This is a genomic window from Lysobacter yananisis, from assembly GCF_031199375.1.
GTDB classification, from domain to species: Bacteria; Pseudomonadota; Gammaproteobacteria; order Xanthomonadales; family Xanthomonadaceae; genus Lysobacter; species Lysobacter yananisis.
On sequence record NZ_CP133568.1, the window covers coordinates 3,181,346 to 3,196,367 of the forward strand.

Annotated in this window: 13 protein-coding genes; 6 read left to right on the forward strand and 7 right to left on the reverse strand. The window is 70.2% G+C overall.

Features of this window, described 5'->3' with window-relative positions; translation table 11 throughout:
• Positions 1 to 163 precede the first annotated feature (163 nt).
• From rlmM to RDV84_RS13500, 3 genes are all read right to left on the reverse strand, one after another.
• Positions 164 to 1,222: a 23S rRNA (cytidine(2498)-2'-O)-methyltransferase RlmM gene (gene rlmM / locus RDV84_RS13490; RefSeq protein ID WP_309150649.1), complete on the reverse strand. Its 1,059-nt coding sequence runs from the start codon at positions 1,220 to 1,222 to the stop codon at positions 164 to 166.
• 406 nt (positions 1,223 to 1,628) lie between these two features.
• A complete protein-coding gene (locus tag RDV84_RS13495) occupies positions 1,629 to 2,204 on the reverse strand; it encodes a nucleoside deaminase (protein WP_078998235.1) in 576 nt (191 codons plus the stop codon).
• 10 nt (positions 2,205 to 2,214) lie between these two features.
• Positions 2,215 to 3,978, reverse strand: coding sequence for a glutamine--tRNA ligase/YqeY domain fusion protein (locus RDV84_RS13500; protein WP_057950235.1), 1,764 nt, complete (start codon positions 3,976 to 3,978; stop codon positions 2,215 to 2,217).
• Between the two features lie 244 nt (positions 3,979 to 4,222).
• Here RDV84_RS13500 and RDV84_RS13505 point away from each other — a divergent pair, with 244 nt between their 5' ends.
• The 3 genes from RDV84_RS13505 (at position 4,223) to RDV84_RS13515 (ending at position 6,356) form a co-directional block, all read left to right on the forward strand.
• Entirely contained in the window at positions 4,223 to 4,495 is a 273-nt protein-coding gene (locus RDV84_RS13505; protein ID WP_309150650.1) for a putative signal transducing protein, read from the forward strand.
• A 320-nt stretch (positions 4,496 to 4,815) separates the two neighbouring features.
• On the forward strand, positions 4,816 to 5,766 hold the full coding sequence (locus tag RDV84_RS13510; RefSeq protein WP_309150651.1) for an EamA family transporter: 951 nt from the start codon (positions 4,816 to 4,818) through the stop codon (positions 5,764 to 5,766).
• A 59-nt stretch (positions 5,767 to 5,825) separates the two neighbouring features.
• The gene (locus RDV84_RS13515) at positions 5,826 to 6,356 is read left to right on the forward strand and encodes an adenine phosphoribosyltransferase (protein ID WP_057948626.1); all 531 of its coding nucleotides are present in this window, start codon (positions 5,826 to 5,828) and stop codon (positions 6,354 to 6,356) included.
• Positions 6,357 to 6,544: 188 nt separating this feature from the next.
• Here RDV84_RS13515 and RDV84_RS13520 read toward each other — a convergent pair whose 3' ends face one another.
• Entirely contained in the window at positions 6,545 to 8,242 is a 1,698-nt protein-coding gene (locus RDV84_RS13520; protein ID WP_309150652.1) for a peptide-N4-asparagine amidase, read from the reverse strand.
• A 206-nt stretch (positions 8,243 to 8,448) separates the two neighbouring features.
• Between RDV84_RS13520 and msrA the strand changes: the two genes are divergently transcribed.
• Positions 8,449 to 9,099 (forward strand): peptide-methionine (S)-S-oxide reductase MsrA, encoded by a 651-nt coding sequence (gene msrA, locus RDV84_RS13525; protein ID WP_309153729.1) that lies wholly within the window; start codon positions 8,449 to 8,451, stop codon positions 9,097 to 9,099.
• A gap of 164 nt (positions 9,100 to 9,263) precedes the next feature.
• On the opposite strand, the gene RDV84_RS13530 is transcribed toward msrA, so the two are convergent.
• Complete coding sequence (locus tag RDV84_RS13530) at positions 9,264 to 9,836, reverse strand: DJ-1/PfpI family protein (RefSeq protein ID WP_309150653.1); 573 nt, start codon at positions 9,834 to 9,836, stop codon at positions 9,264 to 9,266.
• A 251-nt stretch (positions 9,837 to 10,087) separates the two neighbouring features.
• The gene (gene oxyR, locus RDV84_RS13535) at positions 10,088 to 11,032 is read right to left on the reverse strand and encodes a DNA-binding transcriptional regulator OxyR (protein ID WP_309150654.1); all 945 of its coding nucleotides are present in this window, start codon (positions 11,030 to 11,032) and stop codon (positions 10,088 to 10,090) included.
• Between the two features lie 165 nt (positions 11,033 to 11,197).
• Here oxyR and RDV84_RS13540 point away from each other — a divergent pair, with 165 nt between their 5' ends.
• Together RDV84_RS13540 and ahpD are read left to right on the forward strand one after the other, a co-directional pair.
• A complete protein-coding gene (locus tag RDV84_RS13540) occupies positions 11,198 to 11,737 on the forward strand; it encodes a peroxiredoxin (RefSeq protein WP_057948623.1) in 540 nt (179 codons plus the stop codon).
• A gap of 376 nt (positions 11,738 to 12,113) precedes the next feature.
• A complete protein-coding gene (gene ahpD, locus RDV84_RS13545; protein WP_057948622.1) occupies positions 12,114 to 12,641 on the forward strand; it encodes an alkylhydroperoxidase, AhpD family in 528 nt (175 codons plus the stop codon).
• A gap of 312 nt (positions 12,642 to 12,953) precedes the next feature.
• Here the strand turns inward: ahpD and RDV84_RS13550 are convergent, their stop codons facing one another.
• Positions 12,954 to 14,573, reverse strand: coding sequence for a PKD domain-containing protein (locus tag RDV84_RS13550; protein ID WP_309150655.1), 1,620 nt, complete (start codon positions 14,571 to 14,573; stop codon positions 12,954 to 12,956).
• Positions 14,574 to 15,022 lie beyond the last annotated feature (449 nt).

The following is a 15,022-nucleotide window of genomic DNA, read 5'->3' on the forward strand; positions in this document are numbered from 1 at the left end:
ACGCCGGATCGGCGGTTGCGCGCCGGCGTTGCGGCGGCGCTCAGCAATGTCGCGGCGGCATGAACGTCGCGGCGTGCGGCGCGAGCGTCTCCGAGCGGCGCGCCGGCCGCCGTCCCGCGACGGCGCGGGATCGCGATTGTTCCTGCAGCGACAGGCCGCGCGCTCAGCGCGGCGCGGCGAATACGGTGATTTCTTCGCGGTCGTGATAGAGCTGGCGCGCACGCACGATCATCGGCCGGTGGGTCTGGTATTCGAACGCTTCCAGGCACACGCGGGTTTCTTCCCAGCGCTTCTTCATCGGCAGCTTGAGGTTGAAGATCGCGTGCCGGCACCAGTTCTCGCGGAACCACGTGGCCATGCGCTCGGCCACCCGCGCCGGCGACTCGACCATGTCGCAGACCATCCAGTCGAGCGTGCGCTTGGGTTGCCAGGTGAAGCCGTCGGCGCGCAGGTGGTCGACCCGGCCGCTGTCTAGCAGGGCCTGGCGCAGCGGGCCGTTGTCGACCGAGGTGACCTTCATGCCGTTGCGCATCAGCACCCAGGTCCAGCCGCCCGGCGCGGCGCCGAGGTCGGCGGCCTGCATGTTGTCGCGCACGCGGCGCTCGCGCTCGTCCGGGGTCAGCAGGGTCAGCAGCGCTTCCTCGAGCTTCAGCGCGGAGCGGCTGGGCGCGTCGGGATGCATCTTCAGCCGCGGGATGCCGAGCGGCCACGGCGCGCCGTCGTCGGGATCGGCCTGGGCCAGCACGGCGTGGTCGCCGGCGAGGAAGACCACGTGCAGGCGCGGCTTGCGCGGATCGTCGTGCTTGCTCAGCCAGCCGGCCTTGCGCAGCGCCGGGCGCAGCGCGTTGCCGAAGCTGCGGGCGAGGCCGGCCAGCGGTTTGCCCTCGTCGGAATCGGGGTGCTCGACCCACAGTTCGCCGAACGCGACCGGCTCGCCGTAAGCGTCGAGCGCGGCGAGGATCGGGGCGATGCGGTCGCTCGGGTCGAGCCCGCTCAGGTTGGCCAGCCGCACCAGCTTCTGCCGGGCGAAGATCAGCGCCGACCACGGCAGCGCGCGCGAGGCGGCGGCCGCGTCCTCGACGATGAATTCGACGTAGCCGCTGTTGCGCTGGGTACGCGCGTAGCCGGGATGGCCGGCGTTGGCGGCGCGCTCGCTCAGTTCGGCGGCGAGCTCGGGTTCGAACCCGGCGCGGCACAGGCAGAACAGGGCGGAATCGGTCATGGGGCGCGGCTCGGGGGCGGGTGGGGGGAAGTGAAGCACAGGCGGCGGCCGTCGGGTGGACGGCGCTAGGGGCGGCTTGGAGGAGATGCGCTCGGCGCCGTCATTCCGGTCTTTTCGACCCCGTCATTCCGGGTTCTTTCGGCTCGGTCTTTTCGACACCGTCATTCCGGGTTCTTTCGGCTCGGTCTTTTCGACACCGTCATTCCGGCGAAAGCCGGAACCCATTTTGCCGTTGCTTTGGCTTTCGATTGGGACCGCAAGAGCAAAATCAAAATGGGTTCCGGCTTTCGCCGGAATGACGGTGTTTTGGGGCTTTCGGCGACGCTTGGGGTGGCTACGGCTAAGCGATTACAGGTTGCGGCTGCGCGATTACGGCGTCGGCCGCAGCGACCGCAGCCGCCGTCGTTCAATACGAAACGCCGCTCTCGCCGTACTTGCGCAGCACCTCGCACGCGGCCTCGCGTTGCAGGTCGCGGCGCACGGCGATGCCGCGGCGTTCGAGTTCGCCGATCCAGTCCGCCGGCAGCGGGCCTTCGTCGAACTCGGTCAGGCGCATCACGTCTTCCGAGCGCGCGCCGATCAGCAGGTTGTTGATGCCGGCCCAGAAGCTGGCGCCGTAGCACATGCAGCACGGTTGCGCCGAGGTCGCCAGGGTCATCGGCCCCAGCTCGTTGAGGCGGAACTGGCTGACCGCGGTCTGCGCGCACATGAAGGCCATCATCTCGGCGTGGGCCACCGAGCAGTTCTGCGGCACCACCCGGTTGACGCCGACGCCGACCACGCGACCGTGGCCGTCGAACACCGCCGCGCCGAACGGGCCGCCGGTGCGCAGTTCGACGTTGCGCCGCGACAGTTCCACCGCCAGCGCGACCTTGTCCTCGTCGCTGGCGTAGACGCGGCTGCGGTCGACGGCTTCGTCGATCCAGTCCGGCAGCAGCAGCTGCACCTGGCGGGTCAGCGGGTTCTGGATCTTCGTGCTCATGGCTGCGCGCTCATTCCTTGCTCGCCCAGGTGTCGCGCAGGGTCACGCTGCGGTTGAACACCGGCGCATCGCTGCGGTGGTCGTAGCGGTCCGCGACGAAATAGCCGACGCGCTCGAACTGGAACGCCTGCTCCGGCGCGGCCTGCGCGGCCGACGGCTCGACGTAGCCGACGACGCTGCGGCGCGAGTTCGGATTCAGGTGATCCTTGTAGGTCTTGCCGTCGCTGTCGTCGTCCGGCGCGGCGACGTCGAACAGGCGGTCGTACAGGCGGATCTCGGCCTGGACCGCGTGGCGCGCGCTGACCCAGTGGATCGTGCCCTTGATCTTGCGGTCGGCGCCGGCCATGCCGGGGCGCGACTCGGGGTCGAGCGTGCCGCGCAGTTCCGTCACGCGACCCGCCTCGTCCTTGATCACTTCGTCGCAGCGCAGGATGCCGGCGCCGCGCAGGCGCACTTCGCCGCCCGGGATCAGGCGCTTGAAGCCCTTCGGCGGGACTTCCTCGAAGTCCTCGCGCTCGATCCACAGCTGGTTCGAGAACGGCACCTGGCGCGCGCCGAAGCGCTCGTCCTTCGGGTGGTTGGAGAAGTGCAGCGACTCTTCGTGCGCATCGTCCAGATTGGTGATGACGAGCTTGAGCGGATCGATCACCGCCATGCGCCGCGCCGCGGCCGCGTCGAGGTCTTCGCGCAGGCAGCCTTCCAGCACCGAGTAGTCGATCACCGAGTTCTGCTTGCTCACGCCGAGGCGCTCGGCCCACAGCCGGATCGCGGCCGGGGTGTAGCCGCGGCGGCGGATGCCCTGCAGGGTCGGCATGCGCGGGTCGTCCCAGCCGTCGACGAGCTGTTCCTGCACCAGCACCATGAGCTTGCGCTTGCTCATCACGGTGTAGTTGAGGTTGGCGCGCGAGAACTCGATCTGGCGCGGGATCGCGGCTTCGTTCGGCAGGCCCTTGGCCAGCAGCGGCGCCAGCAGTTCCGGCGAGTTCGGCAGGTCGACCTTGGCCACGCACCAGTCGTACAGCGGGCGGTGGTCCTCGAACTCCAGCGTGCACAGCGAATGGGTGATGCCTTCGCAGGAATCGCTGAGCGAATGGGCGAAGTCGTACATCGGGTAGATCGGCCAGGCGTCGCCGGTGTTCTGGTGGGCGACCTTCTTGATCCGGTACAGCGCCGGGTCGCGCAGGTTGATGTTGCCCGAGGCCATGTCGATCTTCGCGCGCAGGGTGCGCGCGCCGTCGGCGAACTCGCCGGCGCGCATGCGCGCGAACAGGTCGAGGTTTTCCTCGACGCTGCGGTCGCGGTACGGCGAATTGCGGCCCGGCTCGGTGAGGTTGCCGCGGTAGGCGCGCACTTCCTCGGCGCTGAGGTCGCAGACGAACGCGTCGCCCTGGCGGATCAGCTTCTGCGCGGCCAGGTAGAACACTTCGAAATAATCCGAGGCGTGGCGCAGTTCGGCCCAGTCGAAGCCGAGCCAGCGCACGTCGTCCTGGATCGCCTCGACGTACTCGGGGTCTTCCTTGGCCGGGTTGGTGTCGTCGAAGCGCAGGTTGCAGCGGCCGCCGAACTCGCGGGCGACGCCGAAGTCCAGGCAGATCGCCTTGGCGTGGCCGATGTGCAGGTAGCCGTTGGGTTCGGGCGGGAAGCGCGTGCGCACCGCTTGGTGCTTGCCGCTGGCCAGGTCGTCGCGAACGATCTGGCGGACGAAATCCTGCTTCTGCGCCGGGGCGGCATCGGTCGGGGTTTCGGGGGCAAGGCGGGACGGATCGGCGGACATGCGGCGCGGCATCTTCGGAAAAGGGAGAAACGGGAGTTTAGCCGGTGCGGCGCCGGCGTGCCTGGGCGGCCGGCCATGCGCGCCGCGCCGGCGGGCCGGTTTGCCGGTCGTGCCGGCTCGCCGATCGTTGCGCGACCGGGACGCTTTCAGCGCGCGGACATGACGAAAGTGGGTGCGTGCGGCGCGCGGTTGCGGCGTATGCTGGCCGCAGACCCGCCTGGCCTGCCGGCCGAAGGACGCGACGATGCGAGTCGTCTACGAAGCCGCCCACCTGATCGACGCCCATCTGGTCCGCCATGCGCTGGAAGACGCCGGAATCCCGGTGTTCCTGCGCGGCGAGGCCCTGATCGGCGGCATGGGCGAGCTGCCGCTGTTCGGCGCGGTGCAGGTGTGCGTGCCGGACGCGGCCTGGCCGCAGGCGGACGAGGTGGTCCAGGCGCTCGCCCTGGGCGACCCGCCGCCGCCCGAGCCGGAGCCGCAGGCGGCGATGCCGCCGCCGGCGTGGCTGCCGGCCTGAGCGGCGCCGGCGCCGCTCGCTTGGGCGCCTGAGACGCCTGCCGCGGCCCGGATCGCGGCCGCGCCGGTGCCGTTCCGGCGTCCACCACCCCCTTCCCGACCCCCTCGCGCTCGCTGCGGCGCGGCCGGCGAGCGCCGGCCGGCCCGCGCCGGACGCTCCGTCCGCGGCGTGCCGCGGATGGACCATCGGAGTTTCGCCATGTTCCTGGCTATCGCATTCGCACCTATCGCCTTCGCACCTATCGCATTCGCACCTATCGCATTCGCATCGCCGACCCTCGCGCCCGCGGCCGCGCACCGCCGCGGCGCCCGGAGGCGCGCATGAGCGCCTCGTCGTCCGCCTCGTCGTCCGCCCCCGCCGCCGGCTCCGGCGCGCCGCTGCTGCAGATGCTGCTCGGCGCCAGCGTGATCAGCAGTTCGGCGGTGTTCGTGCGCTGGGTCGACATCGGCCCGGGCGCCTCGGCGTTCTGGCGCATGGGCCTGGCCGCGATCATCCTGCTGCTGTTGCTGGGCCAGCCGTGGCGGCGCGAACGCCTGCGGCTGTGGCGGCCGCAGCCGCGGGTGCTGGGCCTGGTGATGCTGAGCGCGGTGTTCATGGCCTTCGACCTGTGGATGTGGCACCGCTCGATCGTCTATGTCGGGGTCGGCCTGTCGACCCTGCTGGCCAATTTCCAGGTGTTCGTGCTCGCCGGCGCCGGCGCGCTGTTCCTCGGCGAGCGCGCCGGCTGGAAGCTGTGGGTCGGCCTGAGCCTGGGCCTGGTCGGGCTGGCGCTGCTGCTGGCGCCGGGCTGGGAGCACATGGACGCGCGCTTCCGTCTCGGCGTGTTCTTCGGCCTGGCCGCGGCGCTGGCCTACGGCGGTTTCCTGCTGGCCTTCCGCGCCGCCCAGGCGCGCCGCGGCGACACTCCGAACGAGGCGCTGCAGTGGTGGCTGTGCCTGGGCTGCGTGCTGGTGCTCGGGCTGACCGTGCCGCTCGGCGGCGAGAGCATGTGGCCGCAAAGCGCGCACGACTGGCTGATCCTGGCCGCCTACGCCGCCATCGCCCAGGTGCTGGGCTGGCTGGTGATCGGCCGGGCGATGCCGCTGCTGCCGGCCGGCATCGTCGGCCTGTGCCTGCTGCTGCAGCCGCTGCTGGCCTATGTCTGGGACGTGCTGATCTTCCACAAGCGGCTCGGCGGGCTGGAGCTGCTCGGCATCGGCCTGTCGCTGGCCGGCATCTTCCTGGGACTGGCGCGCGGCGACCAGCCGCTGTTCGCGCGCAAGCCGCGTTGACGCGCGCCGACGCCGCCGGCGCGCACAATCCCGTCATTCCTTCAGTTGCCCATGCCCCGATGACCGATTCCCTCGTCCCGATCCAGCGCCTGATCCGCAGCGTCGCGGATTTTCCCAAGCCCGGCGTCACCTTCCGCGACGTCACCCCGCTGCTGGCCGATGCCGGCGGCTTCGCCCGCTGCATCGACGCGCTGGCCGAGCCCTGGCAGGGCAGCGGCGTGCAGGCGGTGTGCGGGATCGAGTCGCGCGGCTTCATCTTCGGCGCGGCGCTGGCGCAGAAGCTGCACGCCGGCTTCGTGCCGCTGCGCAAGCCGGGCAAGCTGCCGCCGCCGCTGGTGACGGTGGAGTACGAGCTGGAATACGGCCGCGACAGCCTGCAGGCGCGCAGCGACGCGCTCAAGCCCGGCGAGCGCACCCTGATCGTCGACGACGTGCTGGCCACCGGCGGCACCCTGGCGGCGGCGCGCGAGTTGGTCGAGCGCCTGGACGCGGTGTTGGTCGGCGCCAGCGTGCTGATCGAACTGCCGGCGCTGAACGGACGCGCGCGCTGGAGCGGCGAGGCGCCGGTGCATTCGTTGCTGCGTTATTGATCGAGGTTGCGGCGCGGGCGCGAAAGCCCGGGGTCGCGACTCGCGCCGCTCCTACAGGGAGCGGCCGACGCACCCACCGCCCCTGTAGGAGCGGCGCGAGCCGCGACCGCGCCACCGCACTGGCCGGCGCCATCCGCGACCCGCCGCGTTTCTCCACGCCGAAGCGCGAAGAAACGCGGCCGCGACGCTCAAGGCGTCCCGCAGCGATACCGATCCGTTTCGATGAATCCATTGCGCTGCGAGATCTCGCGGTCGTAGCAGCCCTGCGTGCCGTAGCTGCGGTGGCGCTGGGTCGAATGCCCGGTCGCGTGCCGCTCCGGCCGCGGCACGCCGTAGTTCCAGCCGGCTTCGCCTTCGAAGCGGTTGCGCTTGACCTGCGCCGCCGCCGGTTGGCCGCGGCCCGGGCTCTGCAGCAGGTCGGCGTCGTCGAAGATCTTCATCGTGGTGACGATGCGCTGGGCGCTGCCGGACGGGACCACGCGGATCGCGCCGTCGAAGCCGAAGCGCTGGGCCAGCGTCGACACCGTCGGCAGGCCGCGGCCGAGCCGGGTCACGGTCTGGGTGTCGTTCCACTGCGCCTTGATCCCGTCGGGATTCTCGTCCGCGCCCCAGGTGTGCAGGCCGTCGTTGCCGACGATGCGCTCGACCGTGGTGTATTCGCGGCCCTTGGCGGTATCGACATAGCCGGTCGCGCGCAGGCGGTGGCCGCCGCGGGTGTCGACCTGGAAGGTGCCGTCGGGCTTCGCGCTGTAGTTCGAACGCGCCGCCAACGGGGTCAGCTCGTAGCTCAGCAGGCGCCCGCCGGTGGCGCCGCGGCGCGGGTCGGTCCAGGCCTGCAGGTTCGGTTGCAAGGTCCAGCCGGAGGCGCCGTCGGGCAGGTTGGCGACGCGGAAGCGCACCTCGTGCGCGCGGCCGTCGTTGACCAGGCCGATGAACGGGGTGAGGTCGTAGCGGATCGGTTCGATGTTGAACGCGCGCGGCGCCGGCAGCACGTACCACAGGAACGGGTTCGACCAGCCGCCGGTGTAGATGTGTGGATACGGCATGGCGATGCCGGCGACGCGGCCGTCGATCAGCACCTGCACTTCGCGGTAGGAGCCGTGCTGGGCCGGGCAGGAGTAGTTCGCTTCCGGCGGCGCGGTGAAGTACCAGAACTCCTCGCAACCGCCGCCGGAACCGGTGGCGTAGACCTCGCCGAGCCAGCGCGTGGCGTTGGCCGGCAGGGTGTAGTCGCCGACCAGGTCGCCGCCGTCGCGGCGCGCGTTCGCCAGCGGCGCGACCCGGTCGGCGCTGGCGACCGCGGGATGGCGGCGGTCGGCGTTGTAGAACACCACCCGCGCCTGCACGTAGATCACCCCGGTGTAGGTGTCGTTGACCACGTTGCCGAGCGCCATGCGCACCTGCTGCGGGGTCTTGAGCAGGGCGGCGTAGTCGCTGAGGTCCTTCTCCACGTGCCAGGCGATGCCGTCGCGCGACGGCTCCGGGGTGCTGGTGGAGAACACGGTGACGCCGCCGATTTCCATATGGCCGAGGCGGTCGTACTGCACGCCCTTGACCTGTCCGTCCATCTCCAGCACCACCTTGCTCCACGGGCCGGGGCAGGCCGCGGGCGGGGCGATCTGGCCCAGGTGCCATTCGAAATCGGCGAACGCGGTGTCGAGGATCGGCACCGTGCAGCTGCGCGTATCCGGCCGCGCCACCGCCGGATCCGCGGTGCGCGGGTCGTCCCAGTCGCTGCCGAATTCGTCGGCGGCTAGCGCCGGCGCGGCGTTCAGGCCGAGCAGGGCGAGCGCCAGGGCGCACCCGCGCCAGCGGGCGCTGCGGGAGGGCGGGTTCGCGACCGTAGCGAGGCCGGGATTCGGGCGGACGGCGGGGCGTGCGGGCATCGCGGGCATCCTTTGCGGCAGGCGGGGGCAGGGCGCGGCGGCCGGCGAGCGCCGGCGCAGTGTCGAGCTTCCCGCCGCGCGCGGGCGCGGACAAGCCGCGCCGCCGCTCGCCGGCCTTGAATCCTGCGACCTGCGCCGCATTTCATTGCCACGGCGGCGATACCGCCACAGCCCGCACACGGAGGCAGACGATGACCGGTTCCTTCATTCCCGGTATTGGCGCGTTCAAGCAGCGCATGCCGCAGCGCGAAGACGCGCTGCCGGGCCGCGACACGCCGCTGCCGCTGCACAACGCCCATTACCTCAGCGGCGCCAAGCTGCGCGATGCGTATCCCGGGCTGGCGCGGGTGCAGTTCGGGCTGGGTTGCTTCTGGGGCGCGGAGCGCAAGTTCTGGTCGCTGCCGGGCGTGGCGGTCACCGCGGTCGGCTATTCCGGCGGCTACACCCCGAACCCGACCTACCGCGAAGTCTGCAGCGGCCAGACCGGCCACGCCGAGACCGTGCTGGTGGTCTACGACCCGGCCAAGATCGCGTTCGACGACCTGCTCAAGGTGTTCTGGGAAAGCCACGATCCGACCCAGGGCATGCGCCAGGGCAACGACGCCGGCACCCAGTACCGTTCGGCGATCTATTGCGAGGACGACAGCCAGTACCGCGCCGCCCTGGCCAGCCGCGACGCGTTCCAGGCCAGGTTGCGCGAGGCCGGCTTCGGCGAAATCACCACCGAGATCACGGCCCCGCCGGCGCCGGAGTTCTATTACGCCGAGGACGACCACCAGCAGTACCTGGCGAAGAATCCGGCCGGTTACTGCGGCCTGGGCGGCACCGGCGTGAGTTGTCCGATCGGCGTGGCGTGAAGCCGGGAGTCGCGGCTAGGCAACGGCGCGGCTAGGCAACGGCGCGGCTACGAAACGGCGCGATTAGGCAACGGCGAAAACGCGGGCGTCGCGATCCGCGCCCGCGCGACTGGCTGGCGCCCGAACCGATTCTCCGTTTCGCATTCCCGCTCGCGTACGCGGCCTCAAGCGAAATCGCGCGCGAACATCGCCCGCATCTGGGCGATGCCGTCGGCCTGCTCCGGCGCGACCAGCCACAGGCAGGCTTCGGCGAAGGACACCGGCGAGGTGCCCGGCGCGGTTACGATTCCGCCGGTGCTGACGCAGGCCTGTTCGCGGTAATGCGCCTGCCCGCTGTAGCCGGGCACCGCGTCGAGATAGCCGGGTTCGTTGCTGGTGTGCGCGCGCTCGTTGAGCAGCCCCGCCGCGGCCAGCGCGCGGGTGCCGCCGCAGATGCCGGCGATGGCGCCGCCGCGCGCGGCGCGCTCGCGCAAGGCCTGGACGATCGGCGCCGGCGCGGGCGCTTCGTCCCACAACGGGCTGCCGGGCACGACCCACAGCTCGCCGTCGCCCGGATCGAGTTCGGCCAGGCGCCGCTGCGGCTGCAGGCTCAGCCCGCCCATCGTGGTCAGCGGCGCGGCGTCGATGCTGGCGCTGATCACGTCGATGCCGAACCAGGCATGCGCGGCGCCGGCGAGCGGCCCGTATTCCCAATCGGCGGGACGGTCGATCATCAGCAGGACGATGCGCTGGGTCATGCGCGAAGGCTCCGGAATGGGGCGCCCATCGTCCCCGCGGTCGCCGCGCGCTGCCAGTGACGCCCGTCAGGCAACGCGAAGATCGCGTCGTGGCGAGGGCTCGCCCGGTCGGCGCGTGGTTCGCTCGGGGCCGCGCCGGCGGACGCCGCGCTTGTCCACGCCGCCCCGTGCTCGAACGCCTTGGATGGCAGGGCCGGCGCCGGCTCGAACGGGGCGTTGCCGGACACCCGCGCTAGCGAAACCGCGCCCGCTCAGCGCACCTCGCGCGCCGGCTTGCGCTTGCCGCCGGCGACCGGCGGCTGCAGCAGCGAGGCCGGCAGCTTGCGCAGTTCGTCGGCCAACTGCAGCAGGAAGTCCGACATCGCCGAACTGCGCCGCCACAGCATGCCGATCTGCCGGTGCGGCGGCGTGCCGCTGAAGCGCAGCAGGCGGATGTCGGGCGAGTTCGGCACCGGCGGCTGCACCGCCAGGGTCGGCAGCAGGGTGATGCCGACGCCGGCGGCGACCATCTGCCGCAGCGTTTCCAGGCTGGTGGCGCGGAAACCGTCGCGCTCGTCGGCGCCGGCCAGGCGGCACACGTCCAGGGCCTGGTCGCGCAGGCAGTGGCCCTCTTCGAGCAGCAGCAGGTGCTGGTCGTCGAGATCGTGCAGGTCGAGGCTGTCGCGCGCGGCCATCGGATGCTGCTGCGGCACCGCCAGGATGAAGGGTTCGTCGAACAGCGGCTCGACGTGGAGCTGGTCGTCGTGGATCGGCAGCGCCAGCAGGCCGGCGTCGAGGCGGCCGTCGCGCAGGCGGGCGAGGATCTGGTCGGTCTTCTCCTCGACCAGCAGCAGCTCCAGGCGCGGGAAGCGCTTGCGCAGGTTCGGCACCACGTGCGGCAGCAGGTACGGGCCGAGGGTCGGGAACAGGCCCAGCCGCACCGTGCCGGCCTCCGGGTCCTGGCTGCGGCGCGCGATCTCGCTCATCTGTTCGACGTCGGCGATGACCTTGCGCGCGCGCTCGGCGATGTCGCGCCCGACCGGGGTCAGCATCACCCGCCGCGGCGCGCGTTCGACCAGCGACACGCCCAGTTCGTCCTCAAGCTTCTTGATCTGGGTCGAAAGCGTGGGCTGGCTCACGAAGCTGGCCGCGGCGGCGCGGCCGAAGTGCTTGTGATCGGCGAGCGCGACCAGATATTTGAGGTCTCGAAGGTTCATGGCCGGGCTGTCAATTGAGGATGGCTATCGGCATAATAGGAACAATTCATTTCAGTAATCAATTGCTGTAGCGCAACATACGCAGCATAGGTTGTGCCTAGCGACGTGTTGATCCTGTCGCGCCCCCCTTTACCACCCATCCCATCCCATCCAGGAGATACCCGCATGCTTTCGATCGGCGAGAAGTTCCCGAAATTCAAGGTCAAGGCCACCGTCGGCATCGACAACCTCGACACCGCCTTCGCGGACATCGACAACGACACCTACAAGGGCAAGTGGCTGCTGGTGTTCTTCTATCCGAAGGACTTCACCTTCGTCTGCCCGACCGAGATCAAGGGCTTCGGCGACCTGAACCAGCAGTTCCTGGACCGCGACTGCCAGGTGCTGGCCGCGTCCACCGACAGCGAGTTCGTCCACCTGGCGTGGCGCAAGGACCACAAGGACCTGCGCGACCTGCCGTTCCCCATGCTGGCCGACATCAAGAAGGACCTGACCTCGGCCCTGGGCATCCTCAGCGAAGACGGCGTCGCCCAGCGCGCCACCTTCCTGGTCGACCCGGAAGGCATCATCCGCTTCGTCTACGTCACCGACGGTTCGGTCGGCCGCAACCCGCAGGAAGTGCTGCGCGTGCTGGACGCCCTGCAGACCGACGAGCTGTGCCCGTGCAACTGGAACCAGGGCGACAACACCCTGAAGGTCGCTTGATCCACTGAGCCGACGGCGCGGGCCGCCCCCGAAACGGCGGCCCGCTCCGCAGCCTCTCGACCTTCGGGCGCGTGCCCGCGGCGCCGGATTCCGTGACCCGGCGCCCACCTGGTTCCACCTGCGCCGCCGGCTCGCCGGCCGCGCAGTCTTCTTCGGCACCACCCCGCATGCGGCCGGTCGCACCGGCCTCCCTCCCCTCCGTGCGGGTGCCTGCAGCCGGGGTTCGCCCCGGCTGTTTTTTACACCGCTGCATCGCGCCGCTGCGCTACGCCCTCGACGAGTTCCCAGCCAGCCGTGCGCCTGCGCACGCCCGCCAGGCGCTCGCGCGCGCCCGCTGCGCGGCCGTCCCCCGATCCGAGAATTCAGGAGCTTCCCGATGAGCCTCACCGATCTTCGCAATTCGCTGCCCGACTACGCCAAGGACCTCAAGCTCAACCTCGACAGCGTGCTCAGCGACGCCGGCTCGCAGGGCCTGGACGCCAAGCAGATCCGCGCCATCGCCCTGTCGTGCGCGATCGCCTCGCGCTACAAGCCGCTGACGCAAGCGGTGGAAGCGTTCGCCGCCGAGAAGCTGTCGGCCGAGGAAATCGCCGGCGCCAAGGCCGCGGCGGCGGTGATGGGCATGAACAACATCTATTACCGCGCCACCCACCTGATCCAGAACGAAGAGTACGGCCAGTTGCGCGCCGGCCTGCGCATGAACGTCATGGCCAACCCGGGCATCGACAAGATGACCTTCGAACTGGCCTCGCTGGCGGTGTCGGCCATCAACGGCTGCGGCGCCTGCATGGACTCGCACGAGAAAGTGCTGCGCAAGCACGAGATCAGCGCACAGGGCGTGCAGAGCGCGCTCAAGATCGGCGCGGTGGTGCACGCGGTCGCGGTGGCGCTCGAGCAGGCCTGAGCGACGAACGCTTAAAAGTTGGATGGTGGTAGGGGATCGCCGGTGGCAACACCGGCGATCTTTTTTTGCGCGTGAAATCGGTTCGCTACCTGTAGGAGCGGCGCAAGCCGCGACCAACCGAAGCGACGTCATGCCACTTGCGTTTCCGAAGCCGGCGTTCCACGAACATGGGTGCGCTCGTCGTGCGGTGTCCTGGGCTTCGGATGGTTTCGCTTTCGTTCGACGCTTCGGTTGGTCGCGGCTCGCGCCGCTCCTACAGGGAGGCGTTGAAGCGCCGCCGCCGCGGGAAAGACCCGCGGCGGCGCCTCGCGCTCAACGCACCTCGAACTCGTAGATCCGCGTAGCCGGATCGCCGTTCTGCGTCGGCGTGGTCACGTTGAGCTTGATGTAGCGCGCCGAGGTCGCGCTTATCGCATGGGTCGAGGTGTTGCCGGTGTTCGCCGTCACCGACACCGGGGTGCTCCAGGTGCTGCCGTTGGTCGAGGTCTGGATGGTGAAGGTCTTGCTGTTCCAGTTCGCCGACTCGCCGCCGGCGCCGGCGTGCTTGACGGTGAAGCCGCCGACCGTCTGCGCCGAGCCCAGGTCGACCTGCAGCCAGGCCGGCGAGGCCAGCGAGCAGAACTTGTCGGTGGTGCCGCCGGACACGCTGCCGTTGATCGCCTTGGCCGCGCTTTCGTTGCTGTTGCACGCGGCCGAGCTGGTGGTGGGCTTGTTGAGCGCGAGATTGACGTTGCCGGCGCCGACCGAAACGGTCGAAGTCTTGGTGTTGCTGGCGCCGCCGTTGTCGGTCACGGTCAGGCCGACGGTGTAGTTGCCGGCGCTGGCGTAGGTGTGCGACGGGTTGGTCGCGGTCGAGTTGGAACCGTCGCCGAAGCTCCAGCTGCGCGAGGCGATGCTGCCGTCGGCGTCGCTGGAGGAGTCGCTGAAGTTCGCGGTCAGGCCGCTGACGCTGACGCCGAAATTCGCCACCGGCGCGGTATTGCCGCTGAGCGCGTTGTTGATCGCCGCCGCGTACTGCGCGCTGGTGCCCTGCGCCCAGCACTTCTGGATGTCGTCGTACAGCCACAGGAAGCCGCCGTTGATGCCGGCGCTGGTCTTCCAGCCGGCCATGCGGCTCTGCACCGAAGCCGGGCTGTCGCCGGCGCTGCAGCCGCTGCCGTGCTTGGTCCACAGGCCCGGCATGACGGTCATGCCCATCGCGGTGTTCCACGTCGCCGGGTTGTTGCCGGCGCCGCCGTCGTAGACCTGCAGGTAGATGCGGTCGACCGAGGCGCCGAGGTTGTCCTTCACCCCTCTCCAGAAGCTCTGGTTGGTGTACGGCGCGAAGGTGATCTTGTAGCCGAGCCCGACCAGCATATTGCCGAAGGTGGTGGTGTCGGCGACGTTGTAGTGGCTCTCGTCGTCGAAGTTGACCGCGTCGGCGCCGGTGACGGTCTTCAGCGCCTGGAAATTGCGGTACAGGATGCTGTTGCTGCCGGTGCCGCAGACGATGGTGCTGCCGCAACCGGCGGCGGTGCCGTTGGCGAGCTTGGCCATGCGTTCGAAGTCGGGCACGCCCCAGGCGCCGATCGAGACTTCCACCCGCTTGACCGAGGTCGGCGCGGTCTTCAGCGAGGCCAGTCGCGCCGGCCAGTCGGAGTCGCTGCCGGTGTAGGCGCCGTTCTTGACGATGGGGATGTCGTTGTAGACCAGGTCGCCGTTGTCCTCGATGTGGATGCTCCACAGGAACACGGTGGTGAAGCCGGAGGCCTTGAGGTCGTTGATCACGGTCTGCCCGCCGGAATAGAACGGGCCGCCGCCGAAGATCGCCGACTCGGCGGCCGACGCGGCCGGCGCGGCGAGGGCCAGCGCGAGCGCGGCCAGGGCCGGAGCGGCGAGCGCCGGGACGGTACGGCGAATGGCGGGAGTCGAAGGCTGGCGCGGCACGGTCATGGGCGATCCCCTGGAGTGATGGTCGGCGGCGGCGCGGTCGCGGCGGGACGTTGGAGCGACGGTGCGCGCGTTGCGGTCGCCACGGCGGCGACGCGCCGACAGTGCGAGCGGGGATTTCCCGGTGTCAACGTTTGGATCGATTTAAATAAGGCTAAAACGTTTAAAACCGAGCGCGCGGCGGAGATTTTCCCGGGCAATCAACGGGCTGCGTTCGCGGCTGCGGTCCATGACGAATCCGACACCGCGCACATAAGTCCGCGCGATTGCGTTGCGCCGCAGCACGGCCGCGCGTGAAGCGGCTGCGGCCGGTCGCTGTAGCAGGGCCTTCGGGCCCGATGCTCTTGTTTCAGGTCGCCGCGAACCCAGCGGCCGGCCCTGTCGTCGTGGGAGGGCCTTCAGGCCCGATGCACTTGTTTCAGGTCGCGGCGAACCCAGCGGCAGGCTTTGTC

Coding starts and splice junctions, on each gene's coding strand:
- RDV84_RS13495 (WP_078998235.1), bottom strand. CDS start 2,204: ATGAGCACGAAGATCCAGAACCCGCTGACCCGCCAGGTGCAGCTGCTG.
- RDV84_RS13550 (WP_309150655.1), bottom strand. CDS start 14,573: ATGACCGTGCCGCGCCAGCCTTCGACTCCCGCCATTCGCCGTACCGTC.
- RDV84_RS13520 (WP_309150652.1), bottom strand. CDS start 8,242: ATGCCCGCACGCCCCGCCGTCCGCCCGAATCCCGGCCTCGCTACGGTC.
- RDV84_RS13530 (WP_309150653.1), bottom strand. CDS start 9,836: ATGACCCAGCGCATCGTCCTGCTGATGATCGACCGTCCCGCCGATTGG.
- RDV84_RS13515 (WP_057948626.1), top strand. CDS start 5,826: ATGACCGATTCCCTCGTCCCGATCCAGCGCCTGATCCGCAGCGTCGCG.
- RDV84_RS13510 (WP_309150651.1), top strand. CDS start 4,816: ATGAGCGCCTCGTCGTCCGCCTCGTCGTCCGCCCCCGCCGCCGGCTCC.
- RDV84_RS13540 (WP_057948623.1), top strand. CDS start 11,198: ATGCTTTCGATCGGCGAGAAGTTCCCGAAATTCAAGGTCAAGGCCACC.
- ahpD (WP_057948622.1), top strand. CDS start 12,114: ATGAGCCTCACCGATCTTCGCAATTCGCTGCCCGACTACGCCAAGGAC.
- RDV84_RS13505 (WP_309150650.1), top strand. CDS start 4,223: ATGCGAGTCGTCTACGAAGCCGCCCACCTGATCGACGCCCATCTGGTC.
- RDV84_RS13500 (WP_057950235.1), bottom strand. CDS start 3,978: ATGTCCGCCGATCCGTCCCGCCTTGCCCCCGAAACCCCGACCGATGCC.
- oxyR (WP_309150654.1), bottom strand. CDS start 11,032: ATGAACCTTCGAGACCTCAAATATCTGGTCGCGCTCGCCGATCACAAG.
- rlmM (WP_309150649.1), bottom strand. CDS start 1,222: ATGACCGATTCCGCCCTGTTCTGCCTGTGCCGCGCCGGGTTCGAACCC.